Source organism: Pedobacter sp. Bi27, from assembly GCF_918698255.1.
Classification (GTDB): Bacteria; Bacteroidota; Bacteroidia; order Sphingobacteriales; family Sphingobacteriaceae; genus Pedobacter.
Genome location: NZ_CAKKMW010000003.1, coordinates 629,346 through 648,310 on the forward strand (window position 1 = coordinate 629,346; position 18,965 = coordinate 648,310).

The following is an 18,965-nucleotide window of genomic DNA, read 5'->3' on the forward strand; positions in this document are numbered from 1 at the left end:
GGCTCTCCACTTCCTTCCAATGGGTATTTACTGCCCCGATCTTAAAGAACAAAAAATACTACGGCTTTTACCTGGTGCTGAGTTCGTTTTTGCAGTAGCGGTTTTTGTTTCGACCTCCTGAAGATTCCATCTAGGATCTTATTATTTTTTTTAGCATTGTTTCAAAGCAAATTGGAGCAGTGCAGGGATAAGCTTTGGCCAGTCTCACTTTATATTCTCAAAAATAAAATTCACTCTCTATGAAGAATAACTATAAATTTCTTTTTGCGCTGTTGTTTTTATTCCTAAAACATCAACTTTCTTTTGGACAGTTTGAAGTGCCAAAGGTCATTCCACCATCACCTGATGTAGCATCCTTAACAAGGTATGCGGAAATTCCCGTTAGCTACAGTACCGGTGTGCCTGATGTAAGTGTGCCTATCTATACGGTTAAGACAGGGAGCATTTCGCTGCCAATAAGCATTTCCTATCATGCAAGCGGGATAAAGGTTAGGGATATTGCAAGCGTGGTAGGCCTTGGCTGGGCCCTGAATGCCGGGGGAACAGTAGCAAGGACAGTTTTGGGTAGAAGAGACGAGAGCCTTGACTATATCTCGCCTTACAAAACTACAGATGACCTCCAGACTGCCCGAACCTCTGTTACCAGTGAAGGTGATGCGATCAATCTGATGAATCATTTTCAGAACATGAACAAAAATAATTTTGAGACACAGAGTGATAGGTATGCCTATAATTTTGGAGGTAAGTCAGGATTTTTTAGGTTTGACTGGATTAATGGTTCTGTAAGGTTGATTCCGTATGCCCCACTTAAAATTACAAAGGAATATATTGACAATAATGTAGCTCCCCAGAATCTTTATTATGCCATAACGGATGAAAGTGGTACAAAATATTATTTTCAGGCAGCAGAGTCGACCACACAGGGCGGAATGTCGCCGACTACTGCGTGGAACCTGACCAGAGTGGTTTCCGCTGACCAAAAGGATGAGATAAAGCTGCATTATTCTTCTGGTGAGGTTATTGTTCAGCTCTCGGAAGTTACTACCGTGGTGAGAAATCCGGGCAACGGGCTTAGTGGAGCCTCGCAAGTCCCATCATCAACGGAATTTGTCAGGACCCCTATAGGCAGCCAGAATTACCCTAAGCGGCTGGACAGCATAACTACTACAGACGCGATTGTTAAATTTGAGTACAGCGGTGATCGGGTGGATGGAAGACAGATGCGCTTGGTAAAGGTTACTGTAAACAACAGGGTATCTAACGATGCGATAAAAGAAGTTACTTTGGGACAAAGTTATTTTGGTACCTCGACAGACCATACCCTCAGGATGCGGCTCGATGCGATCCAGGTGAAAGGTGGTCCAGGTTCACAACCAGAGAACTATTCCTATTTGTACAACAATAATGTACCTCCGGGATACTATACTACCAGTGGGTATGTTTTTCCTGGCGGAAGTTCATTCCCGCCCTACATATTAGAAGATTATTGGGGGTACAGCGGAGGGGGTAGTGGGATTCCCAGTGAGTTTCTGGGTTTTTTAAATTCTTCGGAAATAGGTCTATATGGGGGTAGTAGAAATCCCGTAGCCGCTTCGGTACAGGATTGCATCCTGCAACAGATAAAGTATCCGACAGGTGGTAAGACGGTATTCGAATTCGAAAATAACAGGTCAGAAAACCCAAAATTTTATGATTATCCAAATCAGACCAATGCGAATAATGGCATAGTGGGCGGCCTGAGGATAAAAACAATAAAAAACTATTCGGCTGAAAATTCGCTGGCATTTCAAAAAACATATACTTATGATTGGGTAGGATCTGAGCACACCATTTCATCTATACTGTTCAGGTATCAACAGCCAATAAACTATGGTAGAAGTGTAATGAATGATATAGGAAGCTATACCGGACATATCCCTATAGGAGTAATTAGCAGTAATGTTGCAACCTCCTCAAGTCTTTATCCATTGTCAGTCCTGTCGGGTTCCCCTGTTGTCTACGGACAGGTGTCAGAATACAATGGGACATTAACAGAAAATAAAGGAAAATCGGTCTTTACTTACTATCTGCCTTTTGACACTAGGCTGGAATCTACAAATATATTAAGTGCTCCGAAATTTATCAATGAATTTACGATCGACAGGGGTACAATGAACCCATTGCTAGCGTCTAAAACAGTCTATAAGAATATCAACGGTTTATATACCAAGGTAAACCAGGTAGAAAACCGGTATTCTCCTAGAAGAATGAACGAATTTCTAACTGGCATACGTGTCGATCAGGAGGTTCAGTTTAGGGATCTAACAGGGTACTTCTCTCCTGATGATTACGACACCCCATATTGGTTGGAATATTTAAACTCATATACTTGGGAAGCGACGAAAGGGTATGAAGATGTAACGACACTTGATACCACCATAACAACGGATTTTTCAGACCTAAGCAATCCAGTGAGTCAAACTACTGTCTACAATTATGACAATCTTGATCACCTGATGCCTACCAAAAAGACTGTCACTGATAGTAAAGGAGGGAACATCACAACAGAGATGAAATATCCCCATGATTTTGCCGGAACGCAGCCCTACACCGATATGGTAGATACCTATCATATGTGGGCACCGGTTGTTGAACAGCTAGATTACAAGAATTCGGTTACCCCATTGAGTGCAGTTAAGAACAACTATTACAATTGGGGAAGTAATATTGTTGCACCGATAACTATTGCGGGCAAGATCGGAACGGGAAGCTATGAATCCCGGGTTACTTTTGAGGGCTATGATGATCATGGGAAGATAAAGAGTGTCTCTAAAACAGGAGCTTCAAAAACATGCTATCTCTACAGTTACAGGTCACAGCATCCTATTGCCGAGATCAAGAATGCAGACTATACGACAGTAGAGTCGTTATTGGGAGGTAGTCCGGCTGTTACTGCTTTTAGTAATCTGGTCAGTCCCGACAAAACGGCGATCGATAACTTTCTTTTGCCACTGAGGAACAATCTTCCCGATGCATTCATTTCGAGTTATGTGTACAAGCCACTTGTTGGTATGGTGAGCCAGACGGACGCAAAGGGTATGACCGTTTATTATGAGTATGATGCTTTCCAGCGGTTGAAACTGATCCGTGACCAGAACAATAATATTGTCAAGACCTATTGTTACAACTATGCAGGCCAGGTCACCGATTGTAATGCTGGCGGAGGGACGACAACTCCTCAGCCTAGCCAGGTCTATGCACGTATCGAGGTACTGAACCCGAGCTGGAGCGCTCCGATTGATGGAAGTACAACTGAGGCGGATATCTACCTTGCCCTTTATAGTGATGCGGCCTGTACGCAGCCTGTGTCGCGTCCTCAGGGTTTTGATGTGAATGTAAGTACTACGGGCACTTATTTTTACAACAACAGCTCTTCGGTTTCGAGCTGGACCAATACCTATAGTGTGCCGGCCAATACCGGTCGTGTGCTGCTCGGCCGTTATGTGACCGATTCGTGGTACTCTTATTACGATCCTTATTATGGCACGATAATCAATTCAGAAAACTACACCTACCAGGTGGAGGACAACGGCGCAAATGTTTATATTCCATCACCAACTTATTAGAAAACCATGAGCAGACATTTATATTTTTCATTATTCATCCTGTTGCTGATGGTGACAGGGATATCAAATTCATTTAGTCAGGAAGCTGTTAAAACTAAAAAAGAACGAGAAGAAGTGGCAGGCAGGGAACTCGGCCTCGATAAAGATAAATCTGTCAGATTGGTGGAGCGGCAGGAGAAATACCGTGTGCAGGTGGCGGCCGTGCTGCAGGATACCAGCCTGCGCCCCCAGCAGCGCAGTGCGAGGTTAAAAGCACTGGCCCGGGAGCAGAGTGCCGCGCTCAATATATTATTGAGTCCCCAGCAACGGGAAAAGATGTCAGCTGCGATCAGTTCACGGAACGGGGCCCGAACAGCGGCACACCGGAAAGAAATGGAATCCAGGCTTCCCGGTAAAAAGGACAGGAGACCGGCCGTTGACAGCACTAAAGTTAAACTAAAGAATTAATGCCTCTCCAGATGAAAACAGGAATAAAGATTATCGGCATATTTACTGGGCTTTTAGCCCTCTGTGCAGGCCTTGCAGGCCATGCACAGCTTTCGGTCAGCTATTCGCCCTCGAGCCAGAGCTATAGTACTGGGAGTGCTATCTCTACACTTTCCCCGACAATGAGCGGGGGCAGTGCATCAGCAGGCGGACAGACGACCACTACTTTTGTCAGTAGCGGACTGTATAACCCGCTGAACACGGCGGTAGATGCGGCGGGCAATCTGTACATTGCTGATTCGGACCACAACCAGATCCAAAAAGTTACACCATTGGGTACCATGAGCATATTGGCCGGTTCCGGATCTGCGGGATCAACAGATGGTACGGGTACGGGGGCAAGTTTCCAGCACCCTTCTGCACTTGCTGTTGATGCTTCGGGCAATGTCTTTGTTTCCGATCAGCAGAACCACCGGATCCGTAAGATTACCCCGGCAGGGGTAGTGACAACCTTTGCGGGCAGCGGATCACCTGGCTTTGCGAACGGAACGGGGACGGGCGCAAGTTTTTACAGTCCGATAGGACTGGCCTTTGATGCTTCGGGCAACCTTTATGTGGCCGATTATTCGAACAACCGGATCCGCGTGATTACGCCATCAGGGGTGGTGAGTACCTTTGCGGGCACGGGTACGGCAGGGTCTTCCAATGGCAGTGCCTTATCGGCCACCTTTCGCAATCCGATGGGTGTGGCGGTGGATGCCTCGGGCAATGTTTATGTGGCCGACAGGCTGAACCATATGATCCGTAAGATCAGCGGGGGCACGGTGAGCACGGTTGCGGGCAACGGATCGATGGGTTCGGCGAGCGGCTATGGTACCTCTGCCAGCTTCCAGTACCCCAACAACCTGGCGGTGGATGGCTCGGGAAATATTTATGTGGCCGACCAACAGAACAATATGGTCCGCAAGATCGATGCTTCAGGTTATGTTTCGGCCTTTGCGGGCGCGACCTCTTCGGGTACGGTAAACGGTACGGGTTCGGGGGTAAGGCTGAGTTCGCCCTACGGCTTAAGTATCGATAGCCAGGGCACGCTTTATGTGGCGGAGATCGGAAGTCACTATATCCGCAAGATCGCCACGGCTGCTTTTACGGTTGCACCAGTGCTACCGGGCGGTCTGAACTTCAACAATACGAACGGCAACATCAGTGGGGTTCCAACGACAGCGTCTGCTGCAGCCAATTATTATATTACGGCCTACAATACCGCCCAGAGCAGTTCGGCCTTTGCGCTGAACATTACTATAATAGGTGGAAGTGTTGCGGGCATCCAGCCGAGTTACAGCCAAAATTTTGTTATGGAGACCGTTGTAAAAGAGGCCGGTGCAACCAGTTTGGCACAGGTAGGCAGTTTGCCTGTTGCCCAGGCGAACCGAAACATTCAATATTTTGACGGGCTGGGCAGGCCTATGCAGGCCGTGCAGGTACAGGCAAGTCCAGGCGGAAAGGATATTGTGCAGCCCACAGCTTATGATGCCTACGGGAGGGAAACAGTAAAATACCTGCCTTATGCGGCGCAGTCGGCAAACAACGGAGCTTATAAAGCTGATGCTTTGATCCAGCAGTCGGATTATTACGGTATTAGCACCGGCTGGGATGCAAATGTGGTTAAAACGCCGGTACCTTACAGTGTAACGGTGTTCGAGGCTTCACCATTGAACCGCGTGGAGCAACAAGGTTCGCCAGGTGCAGACTGGCAACCTGTTACAGGCCGGACAGTAGTAAGTGAATACGGGGCCAATGTGGCGGGGGATGTCAGGAAATGGGCTGTGAGCAGTACAGGCGCGAGTTCAGTGAACAGTTTTTATGATGCAGGGAAACTTTACAGGTCGACTATAAAAGATGAGAACTGGGTGCCGGGGGATGTAAGGACGGGTACAACAGATGAATATAAGGACTTGGAGGGACGGGTAGTGCTGAAGCGTGTCTGGGAAACGGATATTAAAAGCCTTTCGACCTATTATGTATATGATGACCTAGGTAATTTGCGCTATGTACTACCACCGGCAGTCAACCTGAACACTGATAGGTTATCCGCTGAGATCGCTGGTTTTACCGAATCGGATGATGTCTTCAAGGATTTTATGTACGGTTATCATTACGATGGCCGGAAACGGTTGACCGAGAAAAAGATCCCCGGCAAAGACTGGGAATATATGGTGTACAATACCCTGGACCAGGTGGTACTGACCCAGGATAAGATACAGCGTAATTCCAGCCAATGGCTGTTTACCAAATATGATGCCTTAGGTAGGACGATCATAACGGGGCTGTATACCGATTCAAGGGAACGCGGGCCTATGCAGGATTATGTGGATGGCCTGTTAGCTGATAACACCTACCAGTTATGGGAGGTACGGAACAACAGCAATGAAAGCGGAACTTATACAGGCTATAGTAATAATGCCTTCCCAAAAAGTGTGGCTTATTATCATAGCATAAATTACTATGACAATTATAACTTCTTTAACAATACCATGGGCATGCCTGTTCTGCCGCAGGTAGGGAACGATCGGGTAAAGACCATGCTGACAGGCATGCGTACAACGGTACTGGGTACTGGGACGATGCTGCTTTCGGTAAATTACTATGATGGCGAGGCACAGGTGATCCAGACCAAGAGCGAGAACCATATCGGGGGCAGCGATGTGGTGGATTATGAGTGGAATTTCGACGGAAGCTTAAAGAACAGTGTTCGTGTGCATGTGGGTAATGGGACAGGAACGACTGTAGCCAATAGCTATGTATACGATCATGTAGGCAGGAAGAAAACAACAAAATCCCGGATTAACGGTGGCGACCTGGTGACTTTAAGCAGCTTAACCTACAATGAGATCGGACAATTAACAGGTAAGGGACAACACAGTACCGATGATGTGAATTTTGCGCAGCATATAGCTTATACCTATAATGAGCGGGGCTGGCTGACCAGTCAGGGCAGTTCGCTGTTCAGTTTTTCACTGGGTTATAACAGTGGCAGTGGCCCACAGTATAACGGGAATATCTCTTCTCAGAGCTACACCAACGGTGGCGCATCAAATACATTTAATTATAGTTATGATAGACTGAACCGTTTGACGGTGTCCAGTGCAGGAAATAGCCTGGGTGAGAGCATCAGCTATGATGTAATGGGAAATATCAAAAGCCTGAACAGAGATAACTTCGGGGCCAATGATTACCATATCGACCAGTATCAAGGCAACCAGTTAAAGACCATCAGTGGTTTTACGAATGAAAGTTATACCTATAACGAAAATGGTAACCTGATAAGTGACGGCCCTAATGGCAACAACATCAGCTATAACTATCTAAACCTTCCCCTACAGGTAAGCGGTGCCAGGGCCGTGAGTTATACCTACGATGCGATAGGAAATAAATTGATGAAGGTAAGTGCTGTGAACGGTAGAATCGATTACCTGGACGGTATTGTTTACAAACCTAATGGTACCATTGATTATATCCAGACTGAAGAAGGAGTAGCACGCAGCAGCAATGGAAGTTATAGCTATGAATATAACCTGTTGGACCATCTAAGAAATGTAAGGGTGAGTTTTCTGAAAAACCCAGTATCGGGTACAGTGGAACCAATACAGAGGGACGATTATTATGCCTTTGGATTAAGAAAACCTGCAAGTGGGGGGACGAATAAGTATCTTTATAATGGTAAAGAATTTCAGGAAGAACTTGAACAATATGACTATGTAACGAGGTTCTATGATCCGGTGATCGGACGTTTTAAATCAGCGGATTTTTACTCGGAGTTTTTTCCTTGGATGAGTAATTATCAATATGGATCAAACTCTCCATCAAGTAAAATAGATTTAGATGGTTTAGAGGGATTTAGTACTATTTTCTTGGAGAATACAACTTTTATCCCTGCGGAACTACCGATGGAGAATGCTGTAGGTAATTTAGCTAAGGCAGGCGGGGAAGTGAATGGTGCGCGCATTTCGATACCGACTGAAGTGGTATCGAGCCCTAAGTTCGAATGGCATCATATTATCCCTAAAGCGCTAAGGTATCTAGAGATTGTAAAAAAAGCGATTAAGGAAGGATTTGAGTTTGATGGCGAGGAGAATCTGATGAATTTAGAAAAGTATAGTGCAAAAACCGGTAAAGGAGTTCATGGAAATGCTCCAAAATTAACTAGAGCAATAAGAAACCAACTAGCTGAAGCCGAAAAAGCGAATCCAGGAGCCTCTGCTGCTGATATTTTAAGAGCAGTCTCTAAAAATTCTCGGCAAAAGATATCAGATAATCCATATACTAAACTTAATGATTTGTATGGTTTTAATCCTTTTCTTTTTGCTCCAAAAATCAACCCAATAATTACAGTGGGTCCAATATCTCCTGGGGTTATTTTGCCAGACGATAAACCAGCGACAAGAAATTAATAAAGAAAATGTAGTTAAAAACCGAGACTCTTTATGGGTGAAGAGTCTTATTAAAGCAATTTGTTATGCACAATGTGGTGCCTACACAAAGAATAAAGAGCTGGCATCTGTCGGCTCTTTATTCTTTGTAAGGTATTCCTGATGGTCAGAAAACTTATAGGATTACCCCATTTTTTAAAACAAAGGCATCATTTGATCACAGGCTTCTTGTTCTCAGATGTCGAAACTCAATGAAGTATCGCTGTTCCTTTTGGTATACAAATAGTCTTTGAAACCTACATAAAATCTAGATCAAAATTCTATTTGTTGCCTCGATATCGCATCCTGTTATACCGTTTTCGATTAATGCACATTTTAAATTGTAACTAATATAATTGTCGACTCCAAAAGGAGCTGTAAAGAAATCTAAATTTTTATCAAATTCTGAGGTAAAGCAAATTTTTTCTGCAAAAATGGTGCGATAAATATTTTTGTTTACGGAAAAGTCGTTTTGTAACTTTTTGGAAGTGTCAAGGTAGTGTTGTTTGGAGGTGAGGGCAATGTTTTGTGGGTGGTCCCGTGCGACTCCTGCCGTAATAAAGATAGATCGTTCGTAGTCTACAAAATCCAAATAGTCTTTATTGTCCGAAGCAATGTGTAATAGGTAATAATTTTTCAGTTCTAGGTTTTTGTGTATGATTTTAGTTGGGTAAAGTTTATATGATGGAAATTTGAACTGCTCAATTATTATTTTAGTTTTTTCATTTATAATATAACCAATCGATAAAATAGAACTAATTATATCTGTGGGTTTAGCGCTGTTGCACATTACCAATCCATCTAGATCAGGCACAAAGGGTGGGAAATTGCTCCCCTTTGAAGATGCTTCGTAATAAGAATAATATGAATCAGGTTTGTCTTCGTTATAACCAGGTTTCCATTTCTGAATTTGTGGATAATTTGGGCCAGTTTCTTTAGTGCTACAAGCTTCTTTGAAAAGATAGAATTTCATGGAGTATTAAATTTAATAATAGGGTATTTAGTGTCTTGAAGGATCCTAAAATTTATTCGGTAATTAGTTTGTTGGTTGAAGAATACAGTTTAGCTGTTATAAATGTAGATAATTTATATTTCTAAGCATATTGATCTGGTTTTAATTATCTAAATTGACTGCAAGTTATTTAAACATTCGCACTTTTTAGGCATTGTACGATTTTAAAAAAAACGGATGCGAATAATGATATTTTGCTCAACCTTATTAATCAAGTTCATGATTACCTCCCCATCTAAATTAACACGTTCAGGTTTTCGCTGGATATAGGGCGCTCAGTCCTTATACTGTTTTTGTAAGTTAAAGATTCATTAATGGTTTTTTGAGGTAGATATGTATATTTAATGATCTTTTATCTGCTCACTTGGGGATTTCAGGGATAGTAGACACCGGATTTCAATCCAAACTGTGCACCCGGCTTTAGTCCCTGAATAAAGGGAGATTTGAATCAATCTGTCCCAAAGATAAAAGATCATCCGAACTTTCAGCTTTCAGTTTTTTGAACATGGCAATCTACTCTGCCGGGGTTCCCAAATAGCTTTTAGTTCCCTGAATCCCTTTAACGGCTTCCATTCGTCATTCAGAAACTATCCAAACCTGAAAAAACGGTCCATCAAAACTATATCACCCAGAACAACCTACTCTTTCTTTTTTTAGCCAATTTTAAAGCATCTACGGCGCGTTTTATTGCTCAGACGAAGATTCCGGAAGCCTTAGAACCAAGTTTAAAAACGCTAAAAATCAGTCGACTGCACACTTTAAGCGGTAATCAGTGCACATTTTGGAGCGAAATAAGTGACCATTTTAGATAGGAATGAGTGACCATTTTTGGGATAATCCCCACTGACTATAGGATAAACCTGTCTTTAGTTAGCTTATGTAACGCCGCTTAGTAATCAATCTTCTGGCATTTTACCTGGCAAATTATTGGAGGCAGAGAAAATAGATCGTCAGAGAGCGCATGCTCAAGGTAAGCAGAAAATCCATTATTCGAAACCAAATAGGACAAATGTCAAGTCATATCGGATCGATTACTCATAATTTCATAATTGAGTATAAGATAATTACATATTGTGAAATAGCATAGCTAATTTAGAATGGCAGGTCATCATCCCGATCACCATTATAAAAAGGAACAAACAGCGGTGGCGGTTCAGGCAAGTGGGCTCTACATAGCATCAGGTCATTCCTTGTACCAAATACCTCTAATTTCCAGCTCGAAAGCTAGATTGAGCTGCTGAGAGGGGATGGCAAACTTTGGTTTTTTCGCTTGGGGCAGGTTTTTAATGTTCCGTTTTTGATGACACAAACCTACCTGGTTGCAATAAATTGCTGTTTTTGATATACGATTTGAAATAAGTTGTCGTTATACAGGATATAATATGTAATAATACTACGTCTTTAATTACTGATTAAATTTACGCTCGATGGAAAAACTAACACCAGTTACTTTTTCAGCCCTATCAATTAAATTATCTAATACGGTGCATAAACCGCTCATTTGTGCACGGCAAAACCGCCCCCAACGGGTAGCTTGTATTCCTTTCAACCTGGGGCTCATCTGCAGCAGCCGGGGCTACCCATAAATTTGGGGCAAGCTGCCCCTGCAATAAATTACAATATACACACCACAATTAACTCGAATTTTACCAGGCTTGTTAAACCGTGTTGATGTTGTTTGTCGCAAAAATTTAAAGGTGAATACCACACTTTCTAACCGATTTTAGCCACTACAGCACTACGGGTTTAACCGCCTGAATTATAGCACAGAAACATTTTTCGGATCCGGATTGCGGAACGCCTCATTAACTTTTCGTAGTACGGTTTCATGATTTAATTTTACGCTCCATGAATAACCTTGATGCACTTGTACAGGTAATGTACAACATTTACCTCGTACTGAACAAAGAACAACTAGCCTTTACTTTTATCGATCTCCTTGGCGACCCTAATGCGCAACTTACCCGCCAACAGGTTAAAGACTACCTGAACATCAGCGAAAGTACCTACAAACGTAAGGTAAAAGATGGCACGTTAAAGCCTATAAAACTACCTGGTGGCGATCGTTTTTACGCGAAAGATTTGCTGGCTGCCTACCTGGAGAGCCAGCAAAAGGGCCGTATTTAATTACCCCTGCATTACCTGTTCTGTACCCTTTGTTGCTACCAAGTTAACCCCAAGGTTACCCCAGGGTTACCCCGGCGTCACCTTTTCTCTACCTAAAAGGTAAAGCCAGCGCCTGCTTTCGCAGAATGGCACCACCGCCGATGGTTATGCTGCCCTTGAGCAGGGCGCCACCCAATGTAATTAGTTGAGAATTTTTAACCACAGATGCGCACAGGTAAACACAGATTTTTATATCTGTGTGCATCCTTTCTATCTGCGGTTAAATTATTTTTCGTGCCCCATGGTTTAATTTAAAGGTATTGTGCCGCCACAAGCGCCAAGGTTTTTGCGCCGCCTGCCACAATTATAATGGCTCATTTTAGCTCAAAAACGGTCGTATTTAGCTCAATTTAGCTCATTTTAGCTCAAAATGGGGCGCCAGTGCTGCTAAGCCGCTAGGTTTGGACATGGATTTAAACATACCGGTATAAACAGAAATCCTTTTATAGAAACATTTTTTCACTTAAAAAAACAAAAATTATGGCAACGTATTCAAAAGGCGCAAATGGCGCATTCTCGGGCAAAGTAGGCAGTGTAGTCGGCAGCAACTGGCGCAGTGTAGATTACCTAAAGGGCCTGCCCAAAAAGAGCAGTAAACCCAGTACCCAACCGCAATTGGCCCAGCGCAGTAAATTTGCCCTGGCACCGATGTACCTGAGCCCTATTAAAGACATTTTAAACATTGGCTTTAAAGATAAACAGCTGAGCAAACTTACAGGTTACAATGCGGCAGTTAAGGTCTTTTTAAACCAGGCGATTGTAGGTGACTATCCTGATTATACTATCGATTTTTCGCAGGTGGTGCTAAGCAAAGGTTCGCTTTCGGTTTTTCATGGGCTTAACGCGGGTTTGCAGGGTGCAGACCTGGTACTGAACTGGCAGAGCATTTTAAACCGCTACAGTGCCTTTACCGATGACCTGCTAACGGTAGTGCTCTTTAACGATACCAAAAAGATGTACCTGGTGTACGAAGAAGCGCAGCGCGGCGCGCTTACTTATACCGCGGCAATTGGTGCCGGCTTTACGGGTGATGTTTTTTACGGATGGGCTTTTGCGGTTAAGCGCGATGCCACTTCGGTATCAAGCAGCCAGTACCTGGGCACTTATACCATTCCTTAGTTTATCTAGTTAATTAACCCGCCCAAACCTTGCAAAGCCGCAGGTTTGGGCTTTTTTAAAAAGAAGAGATATGAAAACATTAAAACTGGCTTTAACGGCACTGATGCCAAAAAGGCAAATACTCGAAAAACTGATGCTGGCCACCATTTTGGTTTTGGGCTGGCTTACACTCCCCAATTTATTAAGGACCTTCGAACCCACCGCTGCCCTGCTGGATGCAGGCATCTGGCAGTTGCTTATGCTCGGCCTGTTGTGTTATGTGGCCTTATTGCAAATTTCCTGGTGGCTCTTGTACCGCTTTTGGCTCGGCCTAGGCCTGCTTAATTTAACAGATATGGTTTTACGCTTTAAACAACTTACATCATGGCAACAGTTAAGATTTTTTTGGGCATCGTTTGCTTTGCTCTTTTTAGCGGGGATAGCCTGCCTGGCCGCTATAACATAAACCAGGCGCCGAACCGGGCATTTGCCGATAGGGCCAAACTGTTGTGCATTGCAAAAAACGAAATAGGCGTGCGCGAAGTTTCAGGCCATAACGATGGGCCCCGGGTAGCTGCGTACCTGCGTTATACAGGTGTTGAACAGGGCAGCCCCTGGTGTGCGGCTTTTGTAAGCTGGGTTTTTGGCCAGGCCGGGTACCGCGCACCACGCACCCCCTGGAGCCCGGCCTTATTTCCGTTAAATAAGCGCACCAAAGAGATAGGCCCTGCAGTGGTATTCGGCATTTACTTTAGCCACCTAAAGCGCATTGCCCATTGTGGCCTGGTGGAGCGGCAGGAGGGCGATTGGCTCATTACCATTGAAGGGAATACCAATATAGCGGGCAGCCGGGAAGGCGATGGGGTGTACCGCAAACGGCGGCCATTAAAAGCCATGAGATACTTTGCCGATTGGACCAATAAGAAAGGAGCGGATCATGAAAACTGAGTTAATCTTATTGATGGCCTGTAGTATGCTGCTTTCGGCCTGTGGGAGCTTAAAAAGCAAGAAGACGCTGCATACGGAAAACCTTCAATCGAACAGCAATTACCAGGAGCATACCGATCTGCAAAGCTGGGCAAAAGAAAACACCTTACTGCTTGATACCAGTAATAGCGAATATGTGGTACAAATTATCCCGGTGGGGAAATTCCGCTACAGTGCTGAAAATGGTTTCGAAGGAGTGGCCGAAAAAGTTCTGGTAAGCGGGAAAGTTGGTAAAAGGAAGACCCTTCATCAGCAAAAGCAAGCGAGCCACCAGCTTCAGCGCCAAAAGCGCAGCCTTGAAAGCAAACAGGTAAAAAAGAAGTTGCAGCACATAGATAAAAGCAGGAAGCCACGTTGGGCCGCGATGTGCATTGGGCTGGTGGCGGCACTTGGCCTGGCTTATTGGTTAATAAGAAAACGGCTGTTTACCTGAACATTAAATGCCCCTATTGGGGAAATTCCGCTACAGTGCCGAAAATAGTTTCGAAGCAAGGGCGAAAAAATCCTGTTAAACAGAAAAGCGGTAAAAGGAAGATCCTTAATCAGTAACCTTGATGTACATAGGGCAAGTTGTGGTATGGGTCTGGCTTGCTGGCAAATGAGAAAAACGGGTCTTCGCCTGGATATTAAAATGCTCCCTGTAAAACCAGCTTAAGGGGAGCATTTATTTCACATTACTTAAATTATCCAAGACTTAAGCTGATAGTTAGGCTAAACTAAATAACCTCCTAGGCAATGAACTAATTAACCAAACAAAAAAAGCGATCCCCGTTTCCGGGAATCGCTGGTAATTTTGATATTAAAGCATTAGGTTTTTACCTTAAACCCTCCGCCTTCCTACCTTTAACCTTATTAGTATCCAAAAATCTGCTCCAGGCTTAGTTTAGTTACCGGACCAAATTTTGCTAAATCGGCCATGTTGATTTTTTTCTCTGAGGCTACGATACAATAACTGTAAGGTTTGCCCGAAAGATTGGTTTGGTGGAATGATTTTACATCATTAAAAGTTAATGGTTTTAAGTTCGCGTATTCATCAGCTCTCGAGTCGTGATCGAAACCTAATTTTTTATCGGCCAAATAGCTATAGATAATTCCATCTTTGGTGATGCGGCTGGTTTCCAGGCCATTTAACGAGTTGGTTTTTGATAATGCAAATGATTTATCAGACTCTGGTAAAGTGGTTAATAACTCATTCATACCGGCAACGGCTTCATTCATTTTATCGGCCTGTGTACCTACATAAGCAATAATGGTATTTTCTTTTTCTTTGGTATTTGGAGAAGAATATACTGCAAAAGTAGAATAAGCCAAAGCTTTAGATTCTCGGATGGTTTGGAATACTACTGAGCCCATGCCGCCGCCAAAATAGTTGTTAAACAAGGCGATTTTTGCAGCATTGGCCGGATCGTATAAGCCACCGTTGCGTACCCAACGGATTTCTGCCTGCACCATATCGTAATCGGCAAAGTAAACTTTGTTCGAATCGGTTTTGGTGTATACAAATTTTTTGATTGGTGCGGCATCAGTAAATGCTTTGGCCAATGGGTGTGCTTTTACAATATCAGCAGAAAATGCGGTTAAAGTTTTAGGGCCATAATAAGTAATGGTGTGTTTGTAATTGGTAAGGTTGTGCAAGATATAGATCAAATCTGCCGATTTCATATTTTTGATCTCATCATTGCTTAATCCGTAATTGAAAGGATTATCTGCACCGTACTGTGCATAACTCATTAAACCACCAAGAATTGATGATTTGTTTAATTTTGCGTTATCTCTCGATTTTAACAAACGGCCTTTTAAATCTTCTAAGGCTTTTTCGTTTGCTTTGCAATTGGCCAGTACATCTTCTACCAGGGCAACAGCTTTATCAAAGTTTTCTTGTAAACCACTGATGGAAACTGTGGTTACATCGGTACCTACGTTTATGCTATAGCTGCAGGCAATGTTGTAAAATGCTTTACTAATATCTTCTGCCGAATATTTATCGGTACTTAAGAAGGCCAAATATTGAGCGGCATAAGGCAACAATTTATAGTTGTACGAGCCCATATCAAAACGGTAGCCTAAACGGAAAATTCCGTTTTCGGTGTTTTGAACCGCAATTACATCAGCAATGCCGGCTTTACCGAAATTAAGGTCTTTGGTATAATCTAAAAACTTAGGGGCTATGGGTTTTACCGGCGCAGCAATAATATCTTTCGTAAATGGAGAAACCTCATTGGCATTGGTTTTTACCGCGGTAATGGCCGGTTTTTCTACTTTAACAATACTTTTATCTTCGCCTTTATGTTTTAAGATAGAAACATAGTTGTTGACGAAAAATTTATTGGCAAAATCTACAATTTCCTTTTTGGTTACTTTAGCCATTGCATCGGTTGATGCCAGGGTTTTATCCCACTCGGTACCACGGTTTTGGATAAAAGCATTCATCGCAAAATCTGCACGCACATCGTTATTATCGAAACTTTGTAACTCTGCTAATTTGATGTTCGCAACAGTTGCTTTAATCAAACTTTCGTCGAACTCGCCTTTTTTAAGCAGTTCTACCTGTTCTAACAATAATTTTTGCGCTTCTTCTAAACTTTGGCCAGCTTTAGGTGAGCCAGATAAAATGAAGATTCCATAATCTTTCATTGAGTTATAACCAGCGCTTGCCCGCAACATTTTTTGCTGTTTATTGATGTTGATATCCATTAAACCTGCTTTACCGTTGGCTAAAATGCTGCCGATTAAATCTAACAATAAACTTTGATGCGTATTTTGGGCAAAACCCCTGTAAGCAACATATAAATTTTCGGCACTTGGGCCATAAATATCAACGGTTTGAACCTGTGTTAACGGTTTTTCTGGTGCGGGGTTGTAAAGCGACAAAGGTTTAGGTGCCATATAAGCGAAATCTTTGTCGATTTTTTTAATTAAATCATCATAGTTAATATCGCCGCTCATAATTAAGGCCATATTATTGGGCACATAATATTTGTTGTAATATTTTCTGATTTCGATTAAGGATGGATTTTTTAAATGCTCGATGGTACCAATGGTGGTTTGTTGTCCGTAGTTATGTGTCGGGAACAAAGCATACAGCATTTTTTCATACATTTTACGGCCATCGTTATCCATACCGATGTTTTTCTCTTCGTAAACAGCTTCTAACTCTGTATGGAAGATGCGGAAAACAGGGGCACGGAAACGTTCTGCCTGTACGGCCAAAAATTTATCAATGGCATTTGATGGAAGATCTTCCTCGTACACGGTTTCTTCTACCGCGGTGTGGGCGTTGGTAGAATTGCTCCCGATCGATTTCATCATTTTATCGTATTCGTTTGCGATAGAATAATTAGAAGCTTCGCCCGAAGTTTTATCAATTTCCTTGTAAATCTCTTTACGTTTGGCCGGATCGGTAGTTTTGTTGTACGTTTCGTAAAGTGCTTCGATCTTATCTAAAAGCGGTTTTTCTTTGGCGTAGTTTAAGGTTCCAAATTTATCCGTTCCTTTAAATAAAAGGTGTTCTAAATAATGCGCCAGGCCGGTATTGGTACGCGGATCGGTATTACTGCCCGCTCTTACGGCCATTTTATAGGTAATATTTGGCTCTTTATTGTTCTGAGATAAAATTACTGTCAAACCGTTTTTTAAAGTATAAAAACGTGTTTTGGTCGGATCGTTGGTTACATACCTGTAGCTAAAGCCGCCAGATGTTCCTGTTTTCCATTGATAGGTGGTTTGCGCCTTCGCTAAAGCACCTGTAATTAGAAAACAAGCCAAAGTAAATAGTTTGAATTTCATTGAATTGGTTTTGGTTTATGATAATGAGTGTGTAGCTGTTGCTTTAAGCGTGATCTTAAATACAGCCTTCATTTTTAATAAGTTATTTATCCAAATATATATGCTTTCTGGCAGGGAATGAAATAATTTTGATTTCAAAACTAAAAATCTAGGAATAAATGATTTTAGCATATAAATCATGGCTTATTGTGCCTTGAATTTATAATCTGTATTTTTACCGGCATGACAAAGCAGGGCACAAAACCAAATATTTTAGTTGTAAATGATGACGGGATTACAGCTACGGGCATAAAGAATTTAATGGAAGTAATGCAGGAGCTGGGCAATGTAGTGGTGGTTGCACCAGATAGTCCGCAGAGCGGAATGGGACATGCCATTACCATAGGCAAACCTATCCGTTTTGATAAGGTTGATCTTTATGCAGGTGTAGAAATGTATAAATGCAGTGGAACCCCGGTTGATTGTGTTAAAATTGCTGTAAATAAGATTTTTAAAGGTAAAAAACCTGATTTATGCGTTTCGGGAATTAACCATGGACTAAATAATTCGATTAATGTACTTTATTCAGGTACCATGTCTGCAGCAGTAGAAGGCGCAATTGAAAAAATTCCATCTATTGGTTTCTCATTAGACGATTTTGCAGCTGATGCCGATTTTAGTCATACCAAAAAATACATTAAAAACATCTGTGAGCAGGTTTTGTTGAATGGTTTACCAGAAGGAACCTTGTTAAATGTGAATTTCCCAAAAGGTGATCAGCTAAAAGGCGTTAAGGTTTGCCGCCAGGCCAATGCGAAGTGGATGGAAGAATTTGATGAAAGAACCGATCCTTACAAACGGCCATACTATTGGTTAACCGGTGTTTTCGAAAATTTCGACAAAGGAGAAGATACTGATGTTTGGGCATTGGAAAACAATTATATTTCTATTGTTCCGGTCCAGTTTGATTTAACGGCACACCATGCCATACAAACCATAAACAGTTGGGATTTTATTGGCAACAATGCGGCTAAATCTGCAAGTGCCGGCACTAAAGTTTCAGCGCCAGATGGCATTAATTTAGGTTAAGCGCTTGCCATTATGATTGATCGGTTGAAAAGATTAAATAATTCTGTATGGATAGGTTTGGGCATTGGTTTGCTTGTGCCAGCAATATTTTGTTCCATTGCCTGGTACATTATTGCTCATGTAGCTTCCCTTGCCAAAGCAGATTTGTTATATATTGGTGGTATTGCCATAAATGCTTATACCATGCAATACTTTTTTAAATACAATAAAGAAAATATTGGCAGGGGAATATTGGCCGCAACGTTTTTATGCGCTTTTGTATTTTTTGCTTATAAAGTTTTTTAAAACGGGCGTCATTGCGAACTGAAGAAGGGGATGGTGAGCTGGGGTGAAGCAATCTTTCCAGAA

Annotated in this window: 13 protein-coding genes; 10 read left to right on the forward strand and 3 right to left on the reverse strand. The window is 42.6% G+C overall.

The annotated features are described in order from the left end of the window. Window positions 1-239 precede the first annotated feature (239 nt). Genes LQ227_RS12840 through LQ227_RS12850 form a run of 3 tightly spaced genes read left to right on the forward strand, consistent with a single transcriptional unit; the run spans window position 240 to window position 8,482 of the window. A complete protein-coding gene (locus LQ227_RS12840; RefSeq protein WP_230149551.1) occupies window positions 240-3,605 on the forward strand; it encodes a hypothetical protein in 3,366 nt (1,121 codons plus the stop codon). A gap of 6 nt (window positions 3,606-3,611) precedes the next feature. After that, window positions 3,612-4,052 (forward strand): hypothetical protein, encoded by a 441-nt coding sequence (locus LQ227_RS12845; protein ID WP_230149554.1) that lies wholly within the window; start codon window positions 3,612-3,614, stop codon window positions 4,050-4,052. An 11-nt stretch (window positions 4,053-4,063) separates the two neighbouring features. Then, window positions 4,064-8,482 (forward strand): DUF6443 domain-containing protein, encoded by a 4,419-nt coding sequence (locus LQ227_RS12850; protein WP_230149557.1) that lies wholly within the window; start codon window positions 4,064-4,066, stop codon window positions 8,480-8,482. A 286-nt stretch (window positions 8,483-8,768) separates the two neighbouring features. Here the strand turns inward: LQ227_RS12850 and LQ227_RS12855 are convergent, their stop codons facing one another. Further along, window positions 8,769-9,473, reverse strand: a complete 705-nt coding sequence (locus LQ227_RS12855; protein WP_230144702.1) for a hypothetical protein — start codon at window positions 9,471-9,473, stop codon at window positions 8,769-8,771. A gap of 1,887 nt (window positions 9,474-11,360) precedes the next feature. Between LQ227_RS12855 and LQ227_RS12860 the strand changes: the two genes are divergently transcribed. After that, entirely contained in the window at window positions 11,361-11,639 is a 279-nt protein-coding gene (locus LQ227_RS12860) for a helix-turn-helix domain-containing protein (protein ID WP_230144703.1), read from the forward strand. Between the two features lie 88 nt (window positions 11,640-11,727). Here the strand turns inward: LQ227_RS12860 and LQ227_RS12865 are convergent, their stop codons facing one another. Continuing rightward, window positions 11,728-11,883, reverse strand: a complete 156-nt coding sequence (locus LQ227_RS12865) for a hypothetical protein (protein ID WP_230144704.1) — start codon at window positions 11,881-11,883, stop codon at window positions 11,728-11,730. 275 nt (window positions 11,884-12,158) lie between these two features. On the opposite strand from LQ227_RS12865, the gene LQ227_RS12870 reads away from it, so the two are divergent. From LQ227_RS12870 to LQ227_RS12885, 4 genes are all read left to right on the forward strand, one after another. Beyond that, the gene (locus LQ227_RS12870) at window positions 12,159-12,797 is read left to right on the forward strand and encodes a DUF6266 family protein (protein WP_230144705.1); all 639 of its coding nucleotides are present in this window, start codon (window positions 12,159-12,161) and stop codon (window positions 12,795-12,797) included. A 70-nt stretch (window positions 12,798-12,867) separates the two neighbouring features. Further along, entirely contained in the window at window positions 12,868-13,242 is a 375-nt protein-coding gene (locus LQ227_RS12875; RefSeq protein ID WP_230144706.1) for a hypothetical protein, read from the forward strand. Then, complete coding sequence (locus LQ227_RS12880) at window positions 13,161-13,724, forward strand: peptidoglycan-binding protein (protein ID WP_230149559.1); 564 nt, start codon at window positions 13,161-13,163, stop codon at window positions 13,722-13,724. Before LQ227_RS12875 ends, LQ227_RS12880 begins: the two co-directional genes overlap by 82 nt. Then, the gene (locus LQ227_RS12885; RefSeq protein ID WP_230149561.1) at window positions 13,714-14,196 is read left to right on the forward strand and encodes a hypothetical protein; all 483 of its coding nucleotides are present in this window, start codon (window positions 13,714-13,716) and stop codon (window positions 14,194-14,196) included. Before LQ227_RS12880 ends, LQ227_RS12885 begins: the two co-directional genes overlap by 11 nt. Window positions 14,197-14,615: 419 nt before the next feature. On the opposite strand, the gene LQ227_RS12890 is transcribed toward LQ227_RS12885, so the two are convergent. Then, window positions 14,616-17,549 carry a pitrilysin family protein gene (locus tag LQ227_RS12890; protein ID WP_230149563.1) on the reverse strand — a complete coding sequence of 978 codons (2,934 nt, stop codon included), beginning with the start codon at window positions 17,547-17,549 and terminating at the stop codon, window positions 14,616-14,618. A 222-nt stretch (window positions 17,550-17,771) separates the two neighbouring features. On the opposite strand from LQ227_RS12890, the gene surE reads away from it, so the two are divergent. Both surE and LQ227_RS12900 read left to right on the forward strand, forming a co-directional pair. Next, window positions 17,772-18,617, forward strand: coding sequence for a 5'/3'-nucleotidase SurE (gene surE / locus LQ227_RS12895; protein WP_230149565.1), 846 nt, complete (start codon window positions 17,772-17,774; stop codon window positions 18,615-18,617). 24 nt (window positions 18,618-18,641) lie between these two features. After that, window positions 18,642-18,902 (forward strand): stationary phase survival protein SurE, encoded by a 261-nt coding sequence (locus LQ227_RS12900; RefSeq protein ID WP_230149567.1) that lies wholly within the window; start codon window positions 18,642-18,644, stop codon window positions 18,900-18,902. The last annotated feature ends 63 nt before the right edge of the window (window positions 18,903-18,965 follow it).